At 33.8% G+C, this 21887-nt stretch carries 19 protein-coding genes; 9 read left to right on the top strand and 10 right to left on the bottom strand.

Translation table 11 applies throughout. From position 1 onward, the window contains the following. Positions 1-41 precede the first annotated feature (41 nt). Positions 42-572 (bottom strand): RNA polymerase sigma factor, encoded by a 531-nt coding sequence (locus V6246_RS07655; RefSeq protein WP_042500139.1) that lies wholly within the window; start codon positions 570-572, stop codon positions 42-44. A 38-nt stretch (positions 573-610) separates the two neighbouring features. Beyond that, positions 611-1240, bottom strand: a complete 630-nt coding sequence (locus tag V6246_RS07650) for a YceI family protein (protein WP_341559865.1) — start codon at positions 1238-1240, stop codon at positions 611-613. Between the two features lie 125 nt (positions 1241-1365). On the opposite strand from V6246_RS07650, the gene hemN reads away from it, so the two are divergent. Together hemN and V6246_RS07640 are read left to right on the top strand one after the other, a co-directional pair. Continuing rightward, on the top strand, positions 1366-2730 hold the full coding sequence (hemN, locus tag V6246_RS07645; protein WP_341559864.1) for an oxygen-independent coproporphyrinogen III oxidase: 1365 nt from the start codon (positions 1366-1368) through the stop codon (positions 2728-2730). A 79-nt stretch (positions 2731-2809) separates the two neighbouring features. Further along, entirely contained in the window at positions 2810-3643 is an 834-nt protein-coding gene (locus V6246_RS07640; protein WP_042500141.1) for a universal stress protein, read from the top strand. 104 nt (positions 3644-3747) lie between these two features. On the opposite strand, the gene V6246_RS07635 is transcribed toward V6246_RS07640, so the two are convergent. From V6246_RS07635 to V6246_RS07600, 8 genes are all read right to left on the bottom strand, one after another. Then, on the bottom strand, positions 3748-4452 hold the full coding sequence (locus V6246_RS07635) for a sulfite exporter TauE/SafE family protein (RefSeq protein WP_341559863.1): 705 nt from the start codon (positions 4450-4452) through the stop codon (positions 3748-3750). A 1-nt stretch (position 4453) separates the two neighbouring features. Then, positions 4454-4903, bottom strand: a complete 450-nt coding sequence (locus tag V6246_RS07630; protein WP_074938369.1) for a FixH family protein — start codon at positions 4901-4903, stop codon at positions 4454-4456. Between the two features lie 188 nt (positions 4904-5091). Further along, entirely contained in the window at positions 5092-6516 is a 1425-nt protein-coding gene (gene ccoG, locus V6246_RS07625) for a cytochrome c oxidase accessory protein CcoG (protein WP_341559862.1), read from the bottom strand. A gap of 73 nt (positions 6517-6589) precedes the next feature. Then, on the bottom strand, positions 6590-7489 hold the full coding sequence (locus V6246_RS07620; protein WP_341559861.1) for a cbb3-type cytochrome c oxidase N-terminal domain-containing protein: 900 nt from the start codon (positions 7487-7489) through the stop codon (positions 6590-6592). Continuing rightward, on the bottom strand, positions 7486-7671 hold the full coding sequence (locus V6246_RS07615; protein ID WP_159018016.1) for a CcoQ/FixQ family Cbb3-type cytochrome c oxidase assembly chaperone: 186 nt from the start codon (positions 7669-7671) through the stop codon (positions 7486-7488). Before V6246_RS07615 ends, V6246_RS07620 begins: the two co-directional genes overlap by 4 nt. Positions 7672-7695: 24 nt before the next feature. Further along, positions 7696-9888, bottom strand: coding sequence for a cytochrome-c oxidase, cbb3-type subunit I (ccoN, locus tag V6246_RS07610; protein WP_341559860.1), 2193 nt, complete (start codon positions 9886-9888; stop codon positions 7696-7698). An 11-nt stretch (positions 9889-9899) separates the two neighbouring features. Beyond that, positions 9900-10085: a cbb3-type cytochrome oxidase assembly protein CcoS gene (gene ccoS, locus V6246_RS07605; RefSeq protein ID WP_341559859.1), complete on the bottom strand. Its 186-nt coding sequence runs from the start codon at positions 10083-10085 to the stop codon at positions 9900-9902. A 136-nt stretch (positions 10086-10221) separates the two neighbouring features. Next, entirely contained in the window at positions 10222-12609 is a 2388-nt protein-coding gene (locus tag V6246_RS07600; protein ID WP_341559858.1) for a heavy metal translocating P-type ATPase, read from the bottom strand. A gap of 211 nt (positions 12610-12820) precedes the next feature. On the opposite strand from V6246_RS07600, the gene V6246_RS07595 reads away from it, so the two are divergent. The 7 genes from V6246_RS07595 to V6246_RS07565 all read left to right on the top strand — a co-directional run bounded on the left by V6246_RS07595 (position 12821) and on the right by V6246_RS07565 (position 21873). Beyond that, positions 12821-14062, top strand: a complete 1242-nt coding sequence (locus V6246_RS07595) for a PAS domain-containing sensor histidine kinase (RefSeq protein ID WP_341559857.1) — start codon at positions 12821-12823, stop codon at positions 14060-14062. Beyond that, positions 14062-15111, top strand: coding sequence for a response regulator (locus tag V6246_RS07590; RefSeq protein WP_341559856.1), 1050 nt, complete (start codon positions 14062-14064; stop codon positions 15109-15111). The genes V6246_RS07595 and V6246_RS07590 overlap by 1 nt, the downstream gene beginning before the upstream one ends. A gap of 87 nt (positions 15112-15198) precedes the next feature. Beyond that, positions 15199-16038: a universal stress protein gene (locus V6246_RS07585; protein WP_341559855.1), complete on the top strand. Its 840-nt coding sequence runs from the start codon at positions 15199-15201 to the stop codon at positions 16036-16038. 51 nt (positions 16039-16089) lie between these two features. After that, entirely contained in the window at positions 16090-16767 is a 678-nt protein-coding gene (locus tag V6246_RS07580; protein ID WP_341559854.1) for a Crp/Fnr family transcriptional regulator, read from the top strand. A 90-nt stretch (positions 16768-16857) separates the two neighbouring features. After that, positions 16858-17982, top strand: coding sequence for a vWA domain-containing protein (locus V6246_RS07575; RefSeq protein ID WP_341559853.1), 1125 nt, complete (start codon positions 16858-16860; stop codon positions 17980-17982). A 78-nt stretch (positions 17983-18060) separates the two neighbouring features. Then, on the top strand, positions 18061-19527 hold the full coding sequence (locus V6246_RS07570) for a magnesium chelatase (protein ID WP_341559852.1): 1467 nt from the start codon (positions 18061-18063) through the stop codon (positions 19525-19527). A gap of 258 nt (positions 19528-19785) precedes the next feature. Further along, the gene (locus V6246_RS07565; protein WP_341559851.1) at positions 19786-21873 is read left to right on the top strand and encodes an HAD-IIB family hydrolase; all 2088 of its coding nucleotides are present in this window, start codon (positions 19786-19788) and stop codon (positions 21871-21873) included. Positions 21874-21887 lie beyond the last annotated feature (14 nt).

The raw sequence follows: 21887 nt of genomic DNA, 5'->3' as shown, positions 1-21887 counted from the left end.
TTTAATTTTAAATAATGTTCAAAATATAGACTTAAAAGGTTTTAATTTAAAACCATGTTTCTAAGCTCTTTTATACAGTTTCTATTTCTTGTTTTAATCGTGCCAATAGGCATGTTCAATGTTTCGGAAGCTTCGGTTTGTGTGTAACCTTTAAAATAAAGAAGTTCTATAACTTCAATACATTTTTTAGCGAGTTTACCCACATAGTTTTTTATACCTATAGCATCCGTGGTATTATCTAGATTATCACTAGTTTCAAGTATATCTACGAAAAAAGAGGCATCAAGGTTTTGTTTTGTGTTTTTAAAACTTTTAGAGCGCGTTTTATCTATAGCCGCGTTTCTGGCAATGTTCAAAATCCAGGTGAAGAAACGACCTTTTTTACTCGAGTATGTGTCCGATTTATGCCAAGCTTTTACAAAAACATCTTGCATTATTTCTTCGGCAATATCGTTATTTCTAACAATGTTAAAAATAACGCCATGCATGCTTTCGCTATACATGGCGTATAAACTTTCAAAAGCCTTTTCGTCTTTTTGTTTAAATTTTTCGACTAGAATATCTAAATCCATATATGGTTTTAAAAGTTGAGTGGTGTTTTGGGTAATGTTTAGTTTTCGCGTAAAAAAGTATTCACTTCAATAGCGACATCGTCCCAAGTTTTGCTAACACCATCTGGGCCTTTATGTAAATCGAAACATACTTTGTTTAACGATTCTAAAGCTCCTAATGCGTCCCATTCTTTTAAATCCATAACACCTGTCATTACTACACGACGTTCTTCTGTGATTTTAACCTCTAAAGGTAAATCGCTAGTAACACCATTCATGGTAATCGCTGCAGAATAAGCACCATCTACATATTTAATTTTACCAGTTAATAACTCGGTGTCTAACATAGCTCCAAAAAATGAAGTTTTAATTTTAGCATCACGTGTGTTTGTTGCATCGTTAGTAAATACACTGCTTACTGGGATAGAAAAGCTTAAGTTGTTTAAGGCTTCTTCTGGAGTTGCTCCAGCTTTTTCATCAAATCTTAAAACTTTAAATTCTCCACCAACAGGTTTTTTCTCTGTGGTTTTGTAAGCGGTCCATTTTACCGAAGTCGCTTCTGGCTTTACTACGTATTGTACAGCCGTTTCAGTTGCTACTGTTTCGGTTGTTGTGTTGTCTTTTTTTTCATTTTTACAAGAGGCTAAACTTACAGCCATTGCTAAGAAAAGGATACTTATTTTTTTCATTTTGTTATGCTTTTTTTATTTAGTCGAAAGTTAAGCCAATAATAAATGACATGCAAGATTTGGTATGATATATATCATATTTTTAGAACGGGAATTCTGCTAATTTTGAACTATAATTATTAGGTATGAATACATCATTAGTAGATAAATATAATATTTCTGGACCTCGATACACGAGCTATCCAACTGTTCCGTATTGGAATAATGAAACATTTTCGTTAAATAAATGGAAAGAATCATTAGTACAATCTTTTAAAGAAAGTAACTCTAAAGAAGGAATTAGTCTATATATACATCTACCTTTTTGCGAAAGTTTATGCACCTTTTGTGGTTGTAATAAGCGTATTACAAAACAACACAGTGTAGAGTCGCCATATATAAATGCGGTTTTAAAAGAGTGGGATTTGTATTTAGAATTGTTTGATGAAAAACCGATAATTAAGGAATTGCATTTAGGCGGCGGAACACCAACTTTTTTTAGTCCGGAGCATTTAAAAATATTAATAAATGGTATTTTAAATAGATCGGTTTTAGCCGATAATTATGAGTTTAGTTTTGAAGGTCACCCAAATAATACAACACGCGAGCATTTGCAAGCACTTTTTGATGTGGGATTTAGACGCGTAAGTTATGGAGTGCAGGATTATAATGAAACGGTACAAAAAGCCATTCATCGTATTCAGCCCTTTGAAAATGTTAAGCGTGCTACCGAAATGGCTAGAGAAGTGGGTTACACCTCGGTTGGTCACGATATTATTTTTGGTTTACCTTTTCAAACCATAGACCATGTAAAATCTACCATATTAAAAACAAAAGCATTATTGCCAGATCGATTGGCATTTTATAGCTACGCACATGTGCCATGGATAAAAGGAAATGGACAACGTGGTTTTAACGATAACGATTTACCAACACCAGAACTAAAAAGAAAACAATACGAGTTAGGTAAACAATTATTAGCAGAAGTAGGGTATCACGAAATTGGGATGGATCATTTTGCATTAAAAACCGATAGCCTTTTTAAGTCTATGGAAAATGGAGATTTACACCGTAATTTTATGGGCTACACAGCCTCTAAAACACAAGCCATGATAGGTTTAGGTGTATCATCTATTAGTGATAGTTGGTACGGTTTTGCTCAAAACGTAAAAGGCCTAGAAAGCTATTACAATTTGTTGGAAGATAATATAATACCTGTTTATAGAGGTCATATTTTAAATGAAGAAGATTTGGTAATTAGGCAACACATTCTTAATTTAATGTGTCGTTTTAAAACCAGTTGGACCAATGATGCCCTTCGTTTTCCAGAATTGCCCGATGCTTTAATTAGGCTAAAAGAAATGGAGCAAGATGGCTTATTGAAAATAGAAACAGATAGTATTGCCGTTACCGATAAAGGACAACCATTTGTACGCAATATTTGTATGGCTTTCGATTTACTATTGCAACGTAAACAGCCCGATACACAACTGTTTTCTATGACGGTTTAAAAAACCGCTACCAAATTAATTTAATATTTAGTAAGCTGTAATGGCTCTGAGATTTATAACAACTTAAAACCCAAGTAACATGAAAAAAATTATTGTACCCGTCGATTTTTCAGAACATTCAGAATATGCTTTAAAAACAGCAGCAAAATTAGCAAAAAAACATGATGCTGAGGTGCTTGCATTGCATATGCTAGAAATGTCTACTGAAGCCCTTTCTGTCTCAGATGAACTTCTAGGACAAAAAGCAGTATTTTTTATGAAATTAGCTGAAAAGAAGTTTAACGATTTCTTAGATAAAGACTATTTAGAAGGTGTTAAAATCACTCCAATTATTAAGCATTTAAAAGTGTTTAGCGAGGTTAACGATGTTGCTAAGCAACACGATGCAGATATTATAATTATGGGCTCTCATGGCGCCAATGGCTTCGAAGAGATGTTTATAGGTTCTAATACAGAACGCGTTGTACGTAGTTCAGAAATACCTGTGCTTGTTGTTAAAAGCAATGTAGCTAATATTAATTTTGATGTGGTTGCATTGGCTTGCGATTTCTCGGAAGAGTCTATAGAATCATATCACCATACCATGGAAATGTTCCAGGATATTGCCTCTAAAATTTATTTAGTGCATGTTAATTTACCAAACGAAAAGTTTAGTAGCACAGCACAATTAGAGAAAATGGCCGTTAACTTTTTTACAAAAGCAGATAAGCATTTAAGAAGTTTAGAGAACGTTCGTTATGTAAGTGACTATACCGTAGATGATGGTATTGTAAATTTCTCTAATAAACACAATGTAGATTTAATTGTAATGCCAACCCATGGCAGAAAAGGTTTAGCGCGCTTTTTTAAAGGCAGCGTAGGGGAGGAAGTTGTAAACCATTCACCTATACCAGTATTAACATTAAAGATTTAATAGTATTTTTTTTATTGTAATGGGGGTAATTTCGTCATTCTGGTTAAACTCAGGGTGGCGAAATTATATTTTATAGCTATACCTAAAAGAGAAAATAAAATAGCTTAAAGCTGGCAATCCATACTAGCCGAAACTGCATCCAAAACCGGAGCAGGAGAGAGGTAAGGGATCCCTAAGCCTAAACCACGAATAATAAATAGCACACCAATAATAACTACAAAAACAGGAATTACTTTCTGTATTTTTTGGCGAGCGGCACCTTTTAAAAACTGCGAAAAATAAATAGCCGTTGTCATCAATGGTATGGTGCCCAAACCAAAAACAGCCATGTATAGTGCGCCATTTAGCGCATTGCCGCTAGCAATAGCTGCAAAAACAGCCATGTAAACTAAGCCACAAGGTAAAAAGCCATTTAAAAAACCAATGGTTAAAAAAGTATCCATTGTTTTTTTCTTCATAGCAGATCCTAAAGTCGATTTAACTTTAGAAATTGCCTTGTAAACCGGTTTAGAAAAGTTGTATTTGTTAAATGTTTTCTGCGGAATTAAAACCACTAGAATCATTAAAATTCCAATAAAAATAGAGAGTTGTTGCTGGAAACCAAATAAGTATAAGCTTTTGCCAATTAAGCCAAAAACGAGGCCAATAACGCTGTAAGCTAGTAGTTTTCCGAGGTGATAAACACCAATTTGTAATGCTTTTTTTAACGCGTTATTTCGATCTACAGGCAGCATAAATGCAATGGGACCACACATGCCCACACAATGAAAACTACCTAAAAGGCCTAGTATAAATGCTGAGAAAAGCATGTTAATAAATTATAGATTCCTTAAATAAATAAGAATTTCCCTTATATTGCCAGTCAATTTTAATGTTCCAACGACCATCTACCAAACGTTTGTCAGGTATGAGCAAAGTAGAATCAGACAGTGAAACAATAGAAGTCTCAAAGTCTAGTTGTTTGTTAGATGGTCTATATAGGAACACTTTTCCTGTAATTTCTTTATAATCAAAACCCTTTGGGAATACCACTTTTAAGCCATCATTAGTGCGCAAGTAATTTACGTTTACCGTTAATTCTTTCGATTTTTCAAGCTTATTAATATCCTTTTGATACAATAATTCTGCACCATAATAATCTTCAGTAACCAATTCGTTTTTAAACCTATTGTCCGCAAACATGGTTACAACAAAGTACATTATAAAAGCTATAAAGCCTATAAATGCAAGTACTACTCCAGTTCCCCAATTAAATTTCATCTCAATTATATTTTTTTTATTTCCGCGAAAGCAAAAAATGTAACGTTATTAATTTTCTATTTAGGGCATTACCCTACGGGTCGGGCTATCACTACTCGCTCCCTTCCTTTGGTCGGGGAGCTCAAACATGCCGTTCTATCCCTAATGCAACTACGTGCTAAATTCCTTTTTAGTTTTTAGCAATAGGTTTACTTAAAACTACGCGGCCCTAAAAAGTTGGCTGTAGTGGTTTCTATTAACTTATCACCAGAGTAAACTCCAATTTTAATTTTATTTCTATCGCCACTTAAAGCCGAATTATTTATTTCAACAAACAAAGTACCTTTCGATATTTCTTGCTTTGGCACTACAAAATGATCGTTTGTAGCAACCAATTTTAATTCCCCTTTATGCGACAGTAATTTAAAGCTTACGTTCTCAATATCTTTAGATGTTTTGTTTACCAGCTTATAGGTAAACACATTACTAATAATGTTGTTTTCCTTGTGTTCGTAAAGTTGACCTGGTAATCTTAAAATTGTCGCTTCTACATCGTTTCGTAAAAAAAGCATACCAACAAGCAAGCCGGTTAAAATGGCTAATACTGCTATGTAACCTTTAATTCTTGGTGTTAATTTAAAAGGTGTTTTCTTCTCTATATTTTCTTCGCTGGTATATCTAATTAAACCTTTTGGAAGATTAATGCTTTCCATAATATGATCGCACTCATCAATACAAGCTGTACAGTTCACGCACTCTAATTGTGTACCGTTTCTTATGTCTATACCTGTTGGGCAAACATTAACACATTGCATACAATCTATACAGTCACCATGGCCTAAAGCTTCGCGATCTTCAGTTTTTCTGAATTTTTTTCTACCATTTTCTGCCTCACCACGTTTATGGTCGTAGGCCACAACAATAGACTTGGTGTCTAAAAGTACACCTTGCAATCTACCGTAAGGGCAAGCAATAATACAAACTTGTTCTCTAAACCAAGCAAAAACAAAATAGAATACAGCTGTAAATATGGTAAGAGATATAAGGGTGCTTAAATGCTCTGTCGGACCATCAATGATGTAAGATATTAACTTGTCGCTTCCTATTAAATAAGCCAAAAATACATTGGCGATTATAAAAGAAATTAACACAAAAATTACTGTTTTTAATGTTTTCTTTCTAATTTTTTCGGCATTCCAAGGTTGTTTAGCTAAACGCATTTGTTTACCACGATCGCCTTCAATCCAATATTCAATACGTCTAAAAACCATTTCCATAAAAATGGTTTGCGGACAAATCCATCCGCAGAAAATACGTCCGAATGCTACCGTAAATAGGGCAACAAACACAACACCAATAATCATCGATATTACAAATAGATGAAAATCTTGTGGCCAAAACGGGAAGCCAAAAATGTTAAAACGCCTCTCCAAAATGTTAAACATTAAAAACTGGTTGCCATTAATTTTAATAAATGGCGCCAATAATAAAAATGCTAATAGAGCGTAGCTTATATATTTACGGTATTTGTAAAACTTGCCACTAGGTTTTTTAGGGAATACCCAAGCGCGTTTACCGTCTTCGGTAACCGTACCAATGGAATCTCTAAATGTTTCGTTGTCTGGCGTTTCCACAATGTTTGGTGTTAAATAGACCTGCTAGTTAGTTTTACTACCAGGTCTTGGATATATTAAGTTAGTTGTGTGCTTAGTTTACTTCTGCAGCAGCATCACCTTCTGGAGTCCAAATATCGCCTTGTGGCTCTTTTGGGTTTGCTGGTGTTGTACCTTGAAGACTTAAAACGTAACTAGAAACCTGTGCAATTTGCGCTGGTTTAAGTTGTGCTTTCCAGGCAATCATACCTTTTCCAGAACGTCCACCTTCAGAAACTGTTTTAAATACGTGTTTAATATCGCCACCTAAAATCCAGTTTTTATCGGTTAAGTTTGGTCCAATTCCACCACCACCGTCAGCCATATGGCAAGCCACACAGTTGCTTTCGAAAATGGTTTTTCCTGCCTTTAGATCCGATGCTTCAGTTAATAGAGTTACCGTATTAAAATCGACTAAATCTTTTGCTGTTTTTTTGTATTCTTCAATAGCTATTCTTGCTTCTGCTAATTCAGTTTCTAATTCATCAATTTGATTATCTCCATTAAAAACTTCGTATTTCAACATGTAACCAATAGCAAAAATGATTGAAATATAAAAGGCGTATACCCACCATGGTGGTAAATTATTATCTAGTTCTTTTATACCATCGTAATTATGATCTAAAACAATTTCAGCTTCTTGTTCAATTGGTTTCTGACCTAATAATTTAGTGTAGGTTTCTTTGATCCAAGTGAATTTATAGCCCAATTCTTTTTCTTCTAAAAAACGAGCTTTAGCTTCTGTATCTAATTTATGAAGCATAACATTTTCCAATGCTCCAATAACACCTTCAATAGCAATTAAAATTAGCAATACTAAAATTAAAAACAATTGAACCGCAGTGTATTCTATAAAAGCGGGCTTTCCGCCAGAATCTACAAAGTATTCTGTTGCTGCGAAAATTATTAAAAAGGCTACGGGAATTCGTATCCAAGATGGAATTAGTTTTCTCATAATGTATCGTCGTTTTGAGTTTCTAAAGGCAGGTTGCTAACGTTTTGTATATAGTCTTTTTTCGCAGTAATTACCCACCAAAAAAGAAGTACAAAAAAAGTAAAGAATATCACTAACGACATTATTGGATAAATCTCGATGCCGTCAATACTCTCCATGTGGTATTTTACAAATTTCAACATGATTTTATATTGTTTTGGTGGTTATTATTTTTGTTCTGGTTTCACATGGATATCGGTACCTAATCGCTGTAAATAAGCAATAAGTGCAACAATTTCTCTGTTTTTCATTTCTATAAATGGTTCTCCGTTTTCGGCTGCATATTTTTTATCAGCTTCATAGGTTTTTGCGAAATCTGGATCTTGATATAGGTTTTGTTCAATTTGCCCACCTTGCGTCAACATATCTTGTTGTGCATTATCAATTTCTTCTTGCGTGTATGGTACGCCTAGAGTTACCATAGCTTCCATTTTTGTTTCGGTTAACGATTTATCTAACTCACTACCTTCCCCTGTAATTAACCAAGGATATCTTGGCATAATAGATCCCGATGAGGTACTTTGTGGGTCGTACATGTGGTTAAAGTGCCAGTTATCTGAATATTTAGCACCAATTCTATGTAAATCTGGTCCGGTACGTTTAGATCCCCAAAGGAATGGATGATCGTAAACAAATTCTCCCGCTTTAGAGTATTCGCCGTAACGTTCAACTTCGTGTCTAAACGGACGAATCATTTGTGTGTGGCAGCCTACACAACCTTCACGTATATAAATATCTCGACCTTCTAACTCCAGTGGTGTATATGGTTTTACTGTAGAAATAGTTGGTATATTAGATTTTACCATAATGGTTGGTACAATTTGAATAATACCTCCAATTAATATGGCAATAGTTGCTAAAATGGTTAGTTGTATTGGTTTACGTTCTAACCAAGTGTGCCATCCTTCATTTGCAGTACGTTTTTTAGAAACGCGCTCTAAAGCTGGTGCTTCGGCCAATTCATCTTGAACTGTGCTACCTTGTCTAATCGTCATGATTACGTTGTAAACTAAGATAAACATACCAATAATATATAAACTACCTCCAATAGCACGCATCATGTACATTGGCATAATTTCAGTCACAGTTTCTAAGAAGTTACCATAAACTAAAGTACCATCTGGATTAAATTGTTGCCACATAGAATACTGAGTGAAACCAGCAACATATAATGGTAAAGCATACATAATGATACCTAAAGTACCTACCCAAAAGTGTAAGTTGGTTAAGCCTGTAGAGTACATTTTTGTTTTAAATAATTTTGGTATTAAATAGTAGATGATACCAAAGGCCATAAACCCGTTCCATGCTAATGCACCAACGTGTACGTGGGCAATAATCCAATCGGTAAAATGCGCTACAGCATTTACACTTTTAAGTGAAAGTAATGGGCCTTCAAACGTTGCCATACCATAACCAGTAATAGCAACAACCATGAATTTTAAAACAGGATCGGTACGTACTTTATCCCAAGCACCACGAAGTGTTAATAATCCATTAATCATACCACCCCAAGACGGCATTAATAACATTACAGAGAATGCAACACCTAAATTTTGTGCCCATTCTGGTAAAGCGGTGTAAAGTAAGTGGTGAGGTCCTGCCCAGATATAAATAAATATAAGAGACCAAAAGTGAACAATAGATAATCTATATGAGTACACAGGTCTGTTGGCTGCTTTAGGAACAAAATAATACATAAGTCCTAAAAACGGTGTCGTTAAAAAGAAAGCAACCGCATTATGGCCGTACCACCATTGTACTAAGGCATCTTGAACACCCGCGTAAACAGAGTAACTTTTCATTCCACTTACAGGAAGTTCTAAACTATTAAAAATATGTAGCACCGCAACAGTTACAAACGTGGCTAAGTAGAACCAAATGGCTACGTATAAGTGACGTTGTCTACGTTTTAAAATAGTCCAAATCATGTTAATACCAAAAACAACCCAAATTACTGCAATAGCAATATCTATAGGCCATTCTAATTCGGCATACTCTTTAGAAGATGTATAACCCAATGGTAATGAAATGGCTGCTGCAACAATAATAAGTTGCCAACCCCAAAAGTTAATGTTACTTAACGGGTCGCTTGCCATTCTTGCTTTTAATAAACGCTGTAGCGAGTAATAAATACCAGCAAACATGGCGTTACCAACAAAAGCAAAAATTACAGCATTGGTGTGTAATGGTCTTAAGCGTCCAAAACTTAACCATGCAATTCCATCGGTTAAGTTGGGGAACAAAAACATAAAAGCAAGTAGTAAACCTACCGACATACCTACAACACCAAAAACGATGGTGGCGTAAATAAATTTTGTAACGATTTTATTATCGTACTTAAACTGTTGCATTTCCATAAATTAAAATGTTAATCGTTTTTAGTTAAAATTGTTTTTTCGGGTTTTTCTTTAACCAGTTCATCTTCAAAAAGCATACGAACAGACGGCGTATAGCTATCATCAAACTGCCCATTACGAACAGCAATAATAAACGCCACAAAAAAGCCAATAGCAACAATAATGCTAATAGTTAGTAAAATATATATAACACTCATACCTAATTGAAGTTATGGATCAAAAGTACTTTGATAGTGATCGTTAAAACATGACATTTGTCATGTTTCTTGGATTTTGATCCTATTTTGATTCAATAAAAATAAACTTTTTTCTAATTGTTTTATACTCTTACAATTAGTTTTTTTTCTTTTGCAATTTTCGACCTAAAAAATTTGTGCTAACAGTTGTAAATATCACAATGCTAATAGAACTTAAAGGCATTAATATGGCAGCTATAACGGGGGCTAATTGACCTGTAACGGCAAAATATAACCCAATACTGTTATAGAAAAAAGACAACATAAAACTCCATTTTATAATTTTGATAGCCGATTTTGAAGCTTTAATAAAATCATGCAATTGATTAAATTTTGAAGCATCGAGAATAGCATCACATGCTGGAGAAAAAATGTTTACATTTTCTGAAATGGCAATACCAACATTACTTTGTGCTAATGCGCCAGCATCATTTAATCCATCACCTATCATTAAAACCTTTGCTCCAGATTTTTGATGATGTTTAATGTACTCTAGTTTATCTTCTGGTTTCTGATTAAAAAATAGTTTCGTTTTTGCAGGCAATAGTTTAGTTAAGTTTTCTTGTTCGCCAGCATTATCTCCCGAAAGTATTACTAAATCGTAATGCTTTTTTAATTTATTAAATAGTTTAGAAAGTCCTTTTCTGTATTTGTTGTAGAAAGTAAATCGTCCTTTATACTCGCTATTGGTGCTTACGTAAACAGCAGTGTTTAAAGTAGCTGTTTCTGTGGTGTAACCCACAAAAGGTGCAGAACCAATTTTAATGGTATCTTGGTTGTGTTTTGCTTCTATACCTTTACCAATATGTTCCTCGTAAGTATCTAAAGTTACAATATTGTGTTGATCTAAAAGCGAGTATAGCGATCTGCTTAATGGGTGATTGGAGTTTCTTAAAGTGCTTCTAAGTAAAGATTCTTCATCGTTAGAGAGGTTAGAGCCTTCGTACATTACAGAAGTTTCTTTATTCGCAGTAATGGTTCCGGTTTTATCGAAAATGATGGTGTTAATAGCTGCTAATTGTTCGATAACGGAAGCGTTTTTTGCATAGAACTTCAGTTTTCCGAAAATACGAAGTAAATTTCCGAAGGTAAAAGGAGCAGCCAATGCAATCGCACATGGACAAGCGATTATTAAAACAGCCGTAAAAACATTTAATGCTTTAGATGAATCTACAAAAAGCCAATATCCCGTAGCGGTAAATGCGATGCTTAAAACAGCAATTGTGAATTTTTTACTAATAGCATTGGTTAGTGTGGTAAAACCATCTTCTTTGTTTTTATTAAAAACATCGTTACTCCAAAGCTGAGTTAAATAACTTTGCTCTACGGTTTTTAATACATCTACTTCAATGCTGCCGTTTAGTTGTTTTCCTCCCGCAAATAATTTATCACCCGATTGCTTAGAAACAGCTTCAGATTCGCCTGTTACAAAACTATAATCAATACGTGCTTTTCCGTTAATTAATATACAGTCTACTGGAATTAATTCTTCATTCCTAATTAGTAATCTATCACCCTTTACAATATCGTAAACCTGAACAGATTCTTCTTTACCATCATTATACAATTTAGTGATTCCGATAGGGAAATACGATTTGTAATCTCTTTCAAAAGATAAGAAGTTGTATGTTTTCTGCTGAAAAAATTTACCGAGTAGTAAGAAAAATATAAGGCCAGTTAAACTATCGAAAAAACCTGTGCCTAAATCCAGGATAATTTCCGCAGTGCTTCTTACAAACAAAACCACAACACCTAAAGAAATAGGAACATCTATATTCAAAATTTTAGAACGTAAACCTTTATATGCTGAAATAAAATAATCTTGAGCTGAGTAAAAAACAACAGGAAGTGAGAATGAAAACATAAGCCACCTAAACACGGGAGCGTAGGTTTCAATCCAAAACCCAGTAACCTGAAAATATTCGGGAAAGGATAAAAACATCACGTTTCCGAAGGCAAAACCAGCAACACCTAGTTTATAAATAAGCGATCGATCTACGTTTTTTTTACCAACACTATAATCGTCTAAACTAATAAAAGGCTCGTAACCAATACTGCCTAAAAGTTTAACCAATTGCTTTATGGTAATGTTGTTACAATTGTAAGTTACACGTACTGTTTTTTTACCAAAATTAACAATTGATGCACTTATAGCAGGGTTTAGTTTATTTAAGTTTTCTAAAATCCAAATACAAGAACTACAGTGAATGTGAGGTATATATAAGGTTGCTATTTGTGTTGTATCGTCGTTAAAATCTAATATGCTTTCAACAATTTTAGCATTGTCTAGAAAGTTGTATTTGCCTTCAATATCGCTAGGTTTGGCACCAGCAGATGCTTGTAAATCGTAATAACACGTTAAATCGTTTACAGAGAAAATCTCGTATACGGTTTTACAGCCGTTACAACAAAACGGTTTATCATCAAATGTAATTTCAGCCGCAGACGCGTCTAAACCACAGTGAAAACATGGAGTTTTACTCATTTCTATTTGCTCATTTATACCTATTGCAAAATTCAGAAATCAACCGTATTTTAAATATGATATTAATCATGTTTTTGCTATTTTTACAAAGTACAAAATTTTACTACAAGGAAATTCTGATAGTATGAAATTAAGATAATTAGCTTAATTCCGTCATTACTACTATTTATGTTTTCGTGTATTATGTAAAGTTTCAAAATCAATTTTAGTAATGTTTCAAAATAGTGATCGAGTTTTTAATGTACTTTTTGAAGCCGTTTCAGAAGGTGTTATTGTTGTCGATAAAAATCAAAAAATTGTTGCTACCAACAAGTCTTCTGAGAGTATGTTTGGTTATACCAAAGAAGAATTATTAAATCAAGACTTAAATATTCTAATCCCTAAAACCTATCATGCCAATCATGGTGCTCATTTTGATGGCTTTATGAAGAACAAGGAAAGCCGTAAAATGGGACGCGGTAGAGATTTGTATGGCGCACATAGAGATGGCTCTACATTCCCGGTAGAAGCTGGTTTGAATCCTTTAGAAATTGAAGGAGAAACGTTTATAATGACATTGGTTATCGATATTTCTATACGTAAACAACAAGAACTTGAGTTACTAGAATTAAATAACGAGTTAGAGAAAAAAGTTAACGAGCGTACCACAGAATTGAGTAATACGGTTGAAAAACTAAAAGTTGTAAATGTTGAGCGCGACGAAGAAATAAAAAAACGTATTGATGCTCAAAATAAAATAAGCAACGCGCTTAAAAAAGAAAAAGAGCTTAATGAGTTGAAAACTAAATTTTTATCATTAGTTTCTCACGAGTTTAAAACACCTTTAAGTGGTATTTTAACGTCTTCTATGTTGTTGAGCAAGTATAAGTTAACAGAACAGCAGGAAAGACGCGATAAGCATATAAAGACCATTTCCGATAAGGTGCATTACCTAAATAATATATTAAACGATTTTCTGTCTATTGAAAAATTAGAGACCGGAAAAATGAATTATAAATTAACTACTTTTAAATTGAGTAAAGTGGTTAACGAGGTGGTTTACAATGCAAATATGCTTTTAAAAGATGGGCAAAAAATTAATTACCCTGAGAATATTGATGATTACTCCATGCATCAGGATGAGAAAATTTTAGAATTAGCGATGTCTAACTTAGTGCATAACGCTATTAAGTATTCTTCGGAAAATACTATTGTCGATATCATGATTAAGCAAGATGATACGTATACTACATTCGATATAAAAGATAACGGTATTGGAATTCCGGAAAAAGATCAAAAAAGTATATTTAATCGCTATTTTAGAGCTGAAAACGCCTTGCTTGAACAAGGAACTGGTATTGGATTAAATATCGTGAAAAGCCATTTAGAAAACTTAGGCGGTACTATAAGTTTTAAAAGTGAAGAAAATAAAGGAAGTATATTTACAATTATAATAAAAAATAAAGCAGAATAATGAATAAAGTATTATTGATAGAAGATGATGTTGTTTTAAGAGAAAACACAGCAGAATTATTAGAACTGTCTAACTATAATATGATGACTGCTCGAAACGGGAAATTAGGAGTAGAATTGGCTATTGCAAATTTACCGGATATAATTGTATGCGATATCATGATGCCAGAACTCGATGGTTATGGTGTTTTAGAAGCGCTATCTAAAAATGAAACGACTAAGCATATTCCTTTTATATTTTTATCTGCAAAAACAGAGCGTAGAGATGTGCGAAAAGGGATGGATTTGGGTGCCGACGATTATATCACTAAACCCTTTGAAGAAGATGAACTTATTAGTGCCATAGAAAGTAGATTGGCTAAAGCGGCTATTCTTAAAGATATAAACGATAAGAAGGAAGAAGCAGAGACCGATGAATCTGATATTAGAACGCTTAATGATTTAAAAAACTTTTTTGATGATAATGGTGAAATAACAAAGTACGGAAAAGGTGATATTATTTATGAAGAAGGACAACACTCAAACTATATTTATTTAATAGCTAAAGGTTTAGTGAAGTCTCATAAATTTGATGAAAAAGGGAAAGATTTAACAACTGCGCTCTATAAAGAAGACGATTTGTTTGGTTACACATCTTTTGTGCAAAACACAACTTACGAGGAGTCTACAACTGCTATAAAAGAAACCACCTTAATAGGTGTTACAAAAAGCGCTTTAAAAGAGGTGCTTAATAACAACCACCAAGTCACCTTAGAATTAATACAATTACTAACAGAAAATCTAACCGATGTAAAAGATCATTTACTGCAAATGGCATACAGTTCGGTTAAAAAAAGAACAGCAAATACCATCTTACAATTTGCTGAAAAATTAAATAGAAACCCACAAGACACTATTAGAATTTCGCGTAACGATTTGGCCAGTGTTGCTGGTATTGCGACCGAAAGTTTAATTAGAACCTTATCTAGTTTTAAAGACAGCGGTATTATTGAAATTGAAGGTAGAAATATCAAAATTTTAGATTTAGATAAACTGCAACAAGTACGTTAAAATATCTTAAATATGGCGTGTTCATGATATTGGTCATATTTCCTTAAACATCCTGCCTTTATTTTTGTTCTCTAGAAGAAGATAGGCATGAAGAATATTTTAATACCCACAGATTTTTCTGAAAACGCTTGGAATGCCATAGAGTATGCGTTGCGTTTTTTTAGTAAGTCGTCGTGTAATTTTTACATATTACACGTAAACACTTCCGAGATTTCCAGATTTCAGGAACAGGTATCAACAAATGATGATACCATAGTTTCTAGTGTCGTAAAAAGTCCGTCAAAAAAACTGCTACAACAAACCATAAAACGTATTATAAAAAGTCCTTATTTAAGTGATAAACACCGTTTTTATCCGGTTATGGATAATAACTATATTCTTAATTCTATTAGAAATCAGGTTGCAGAAAAAAAGATTGATTTTATAGTCATGGGTACACGTGGCGAGTCTGGTTTAAATAATTTAGCTGTTGGCAGTAATACTGGGAATGTTATTACAAAAGTAAAATGTACCACATTGGTTGTGCCCGAAAACGCAAAGTACGTTAGTCCAAAAGAAATTGCCTTTCCTACCGATTTTTCATTTTTCTATCATGTAGAAACCTTGCAACCAATGGCCGATATTATTGAGGCAAACCAGGCCGCAGTAAGAGCGCTTCATATCAATAAAAAAAGTACCGATCTAAATGAAGATCAACAGAAAAACAAAGAATTTTTAGACGATTATTTTAATAGTCACGAGCATACGTTTCATTTTTTAACAGACAATCATATAGAAGATGCTGTTCAGAATTTTGTTGAGCATAAGCACATTAATTTAATTGCCATGATGGCTAAGAATTTAAATTATTTTCAAAAAATTCTATTTCATCCCACGACACCCAAAAAGCGCTATTATACCGATGTCCCTTTTTTAGTTTTACATTAAAATGGGGTTTTCATTCAAAATTATTTTAAAAGTAAAAACATCAAGATAGGTATGGGGAAGTGTGAACAATGTATAATAAAACAATTTAATTCAATGAAGTCTTTAACTAAAGATGAATTAATTCGTATTTCGGGATGTAAAACTTCTAGAATCATTAAAAAGGGAGAAGTTATTTTCGAAGAAGGAGAAAATATTAACGGAGTCTATTGCATTAAAGATGGTATTTGTAAATTATCTAAACTAAGTGAAAACGGAAAAGATCAAATAGTGAAAATGGTTGTAAAAGGCCAGTTGTTAGGGCAGCGCTCACTAATAACTGAGGAAGTTTCTAATCTACAAGCTGTAGCGCTAAACGATATGGAAGTGTGTTTTATTCCTCGTGGAGAGATTATGGCAGATTTTCAAAACAATCTTAAATTCTCTTTTGATGTGCTTAAAGTTATGGCTAGAGATTTGCGAGAGTCCGATGATATTATTGTCAACATGGCTCAAAAAACAGTGCGTAAAAGACTGGCAGATGTTCTAATTTATCTACATAGTAATTTTGGTGAAAACACAGATGGTACTTTAAGTATTTTGTTATCGCGAGAAGATTACGCTAATATTGTGGGCACTGCCACAGAGTCTGCTATTCGTATTATTTCTCAACTAAAAAAAGAAAACCTTATTTCTACTAAAGGCAAGTATATTAAAATCGAAGATTTGGCGGGTTTAAAACGTGTAGAATAACACAGTATAACCGAACTCATTCTGCCCATAGATAATTCCGATTATCACATGCTACTTTTTTGATTTTAAATTGAGTATTTTTATAGTATTATGAATAGAAATACATCAAGAAAAGGTTTTGTTTTTAAAACTTACGAAGCACCTTATCAATCTCCTTTCGATAAGTTGTTCGATATTTTTAAAGAACTAATTACACATACTTCTGGCGATTTTGATGAGGCCATAGATTGGTTGCGCGAACTCGATAAAGAATACACTTTAACCACTGCAGAATATACTATAGACGATTTTATTGAAGACCTTAAAAAGAAGGGCTACATAAAAGAAGAAATAGACCCAGATGGTAATGGCGGCATAGCGATTACCGCCAAAACCGAACGCGCAATTAGGCAGCAAGCCTTAGATCAGATTTTTGGTAATATAAAACGTAGCGGACAAGGGAATCATAAAAGTAAAGGACAGGGTATAGGCGATGAGCATACTGGCGATTTTAGAAACTATCAATTTGGAGATGCTTTAGATAAAGTATCGATGACGGAGAGTTTAAAGAATGCGCAAATTAATCATGGGATTTCTAATTTTACCTTATCGGAAGATGATTTGGTTGTTGAAGAAACCTTGCATAAAGCGCAAATGAGTACCGTGTTAATGATTGATATTAGCCACAGTATGATTTTGTATGGTGAGGATAGAATAACACCAGCCAAGAAAGTAGCTATGGCTTTAGCCGAATTAATTACTACGCGCTACCCAAAAGATACACTCGATATTTTGGTATTTGGTAACGATGCGTGGCAAATAGAAATTAAAGATTTGCCGTATTTAAAAGTTGGTCCATACCACACAAATACCGTTGCTGGTTTGCAATTGGCTATGGATTTACTCCGAAGAAAACGAAATACCAACAAGCAAATTTTTATGATAACCGACGGAAAACCAAGTTGCTTACGCCTTCCGGATGGTCAATATTATAAAAACAGTAATGGTCTAGATACCCATATTGTAAATAAATGTTATGCCATGGCGCAACAAGCGAGGCGCTTACATATTCCTATTACCACCTTTATGATTGCGCAGGATAACTACTTAATGCAGTTTGTTCGCGAGTTTACAAAGGCCAACCAAGGGAAAGCATTTTATACAGGTTTAAAAGGTTTAGGTGAAATGATTTTCGAAGATTACGAAACAAATAGAAAAAAACGAATTAAAGGATAAAAAATAAGTAAAGAGTTCAGAAAAAAAGATGAGTGCGAGTACTATTTTTTTTCTAGAATCTCTTTTTAAATATAAGATATGAAAATAGAAAATATAAAAACACTAGGCGAACTTAAAAAGTCAGGATATAGCAGTAAATCTATAAAAGATGAATTGCGAGATAATTTAATCGTAAAAATTAAAAATAAAGAAACCACTTTCGAAGGGGTTCATGGTTATGAAAATACTGTGATTCCTGAATTAGAGCGTGCAATTCTATCAAGGCATAACATTAATTTATTAGGATTACGCGGACAAGCAAAAACACGTTTAGCGCGTTTAATGCTTAATCTTTTAGATGAATACATTCCGTTTGTATCTGGTTCGGAAATTAATGACGATCCGTTACAACCTATTTCAAGATTTGCCGTAGAATTAATAAAAGAACAAGGCGATAATACACCAATTTCTTGGTTACATAGAAGTGACAGATTTGCTGAAAAATTAGCAACGCCAGATGTTACGGTTGCCGATATTATTGGAGATGTAGATCCTATAAAGGCTGCAAATTTAAAGTTAAGTTATGCCGATGATCGAGTAATTCATTATGGTATGATTCCGAGAGCAAATCGTTGTATTTTCGTAATTAACGAACTTCCCGATTTACAAGCTAGAATACAAGTGGCCTTGTTTAATATTTTACAAGAAGGTGATATTCAAATTAGAGGTTTTAAGCTGAGGTTGCCCTTAGATATTCAGTTTTTATTTACGGCAAACCCAGAAGATTATACCAATAGAGGGAGTATTGTAACGCCTTTAAAGGATAGAATTGGGTCGCAAATATTAACGCATTACCCTGAAGATATTGAAACGGCTAGACGTATTACGGAGCAAGAATCTAATTTAGTTGAAGGACAAAAAAGCACCGTAAAGGTTCCTGATTTTGCTAAAGATCTTTTAGAACAAATTGTTTTTGAAGCTAGAGAAAGTGAATATATAGATGCAAAAAGTGGTGTAAGTGCTAGACTGAGTATTACGGCATTCGAAAACTTGTTAAGCACAGCAGAAAGACGTACTTTAATTTGTGGTGACGATAGTACTATGGTTCGTTTAAGCGATTTTTCTGGTATTATTCCAGCAATAACCGGTAAGGTAGAGTTGGTTTATGAAGGTGAGCAAGAAGGCGCTGCTGTGGTGGCTTATAATCTAATAGGTGAAGCTGTAAAGAGTTTGTTTGAAGAGTTTTTTCCGAAGATAGGAAAACTGCAAAAGCAAGATGAAGAAGGCCCATATGATGATATTGTATCATGGTTTTTCAACGAAAAAGAAGGTTTTGAATTGTTGGACGATTTAAAAAACAAAGATTATACTAACTTGTTAGATGCAATTTCTCCTTTAGACGATTTGCTTGGCGAGTATCAACCTAACTTAAAACCTGAAGATGCTTATTTCATGAAAGAGTTTGTGCTTTGGGCATTAGTAGAATTTAAATTATTAAGTAAACAACGTTTTTCCGAAGGCACTCAATTTCAAGATCCTTACGGAAGTTTTATAAGTGGTATTTAATCACTTGATAAATAAGTTTTTAATTATTAAAGCGCTAAGAAATTAATTTTTTTAGCGCTTTTTTTGTTTCAGTAATTATCATATACTCAAAAATTATAGTGCTGTTTTTAAGATTTCGTAGTCTTTATCTTTCTATTTTCCAAATAAGGAAAACACTTTTGGTTTAATCGGTTTTCTTTGGTTTTTTGATGAAAAATGGTTAGTTTCTACTCAAAATAGAGTAAAAATTGACAATAATCGATAAATTTTAAAGATTTTATGGGAAAACCTAATAGTGAAATTCAACATGATATCAATCTATTATCTTTTGATATAGACAACACGCTTATAGATTTTAATACTCATAAAAGTAACTTTCGGAAAGTATGGAAAAAACATAAGCCAAAACAAGATGTTTTGCTGGCATACAATACGGGGCGTTTAGTTGATGATGTTATTCATTTAATAGAGAAAGGGACATTGCCAGAGCCCGATTATATTATTTCTGGTGTAGGTACTCATATTTATGATTACAATAAAAAATGTGTTGTTAAGGAATTTAATGACGTTTTAGACGATGGTTGGGATTTAAAATTGGTTGAAGATATTATACAAAATATCGATGGCCCGATAAACGAACAGCCAAGTAAATATCAGCATGATTATAAGCGTAGTTATTATTTTCACAATGCTACAGAAGCTGTTATTACCGAGATTGAAAATACTTTTGTTAGAGCCAATATGGATATTAACGTGGTGTATTCTCAAGAACAATTTCTGGATATACTTCCTAAGTGGGCCAATAAAGGAAATGCTTTGCAATGGCTTTTACGAAAGCTGAATTTAAAAGCTTCGAACGCTTTGGTTGCTGGAGATAGTGGTAATGATTCTGCTATGTTCGATATGGAAGATATTAAAGGGATTGTAGTAGCGAATGCTCACGAAGAACTTTATAAATATACCAAATACCGTCAAATTTACCACGCAGAAAAAGATTGTGGAGATGGAGTTATAGAAGGTTTAGTGTATTATGGTATTCTGCCAGAAGAGGCTATTGTATCAAGTAATACAGACCATACCGAAGATTATATTATTCAACAGGAATTAAATAGTATTGCTTCCGAAGATGATAAAGAAAAATTAGATCTTATTTTAGAAGGTTATGAGAAAGCCATTATTGCTTTAAAAAAGAATATTACGCCTCTTGGGTTTTCAGCCTGTTCAATTGAAGATAATATTACCCATGGAACCGATGAAAACTATCACAGTGTTTGGGCCAGAGATGGCGCTATTACAGTAATTGGATCATTGGCTTTAGTTGATGATGAAGAGATACATAAATGTCAGCGGCAGACTTTAGTAACACTAATAGAGAATAGTTCTAGAAACGGGCAAATCCCTTCTAATGTACGTTTAAAGGACAATCAACCCGATTATTCTGGAGTAGGTGGTATTTGCTCTATAGATAGCGGTATATGGGTTGTAATTGCATTTTACGAGTATGTAAACGTTACAAAAGATATTAAGTTTTTGCGTAAATATATTGGAGATATTAAGGAAACCATGCGCTGGCTTGGTGCACACGATAGTAATAATGATGCTTTATTAGAAATTCCTGAAGCTGGAGATTGGACGGATTTATTCGGTGGAAGTTATAATATTTTATATGATGAAATTCTCTGGTACCGTTCTAATGTGTGCTTTGGTAGAATGTTAGAAATGCTCGGCGATTATGATGAAGCCGGAGAGTACATTCGATGGTCTCAAGTTATTAAAAAGGAGATTTTACAGAATTTCTGGCCATCTACCCAACAGAAATTATTTCAAACGGTATCATTCGCAGAGCGTCAGTTTACACTAGGTGATACGCCTTATTTAATTCAGCAAACCACACCATTCGATTTTAGTTGGCGTTGCGATGTATTCGGAAACGTGCTCGCCTTTTTGTTTGGTACAGTCGATGCCGAAAAAGCACATCAAACCTTTAAATTTATGTTAGGCGTTGGTGTTAACGATCCTTTTCCGGTATCTAATGTGTATCCGGTTGTAACTCCTGGAGATCCCGATTGGAAACCCTATTACACCGTTAATTTATTGAATTTACCAAACCACTATCACAACGGCGGTATTTGGCCTTTTGTAGGTGGTTTTTGGGTGAAATTTATTGGGAAGCTTGGTTTTAGAGATATGGCTATTTCTGAGTTGCATAAGCTCGCTTTAATAAATAAGGAAGGTTTAAATGATGAGTGGGAGTTTAATGAATGGGCACACGGTATAACCGGAAAAGCGATGGGGAAAGCCTATCAAGCTTGGTCTGCTGCTCAATACATTTCAGCTTGTCACGATTTAAAAATAATTAAGAAATAATTTAACAAACTATA

The organism is Algibacter sp. TI.3.09, from assembly GCF_038154905.1.
Taxonomy (GTDB): domain Bacteria; phylum Bacteroidota; class Bacteroidia; order Flavobacteriales; family Flavobacteriaceae; genus Algibacter.
Note: the sequence above shows the minus strand (reverse complement) of the source record. Positions and strands in the feature narration are given on the sequence as shown.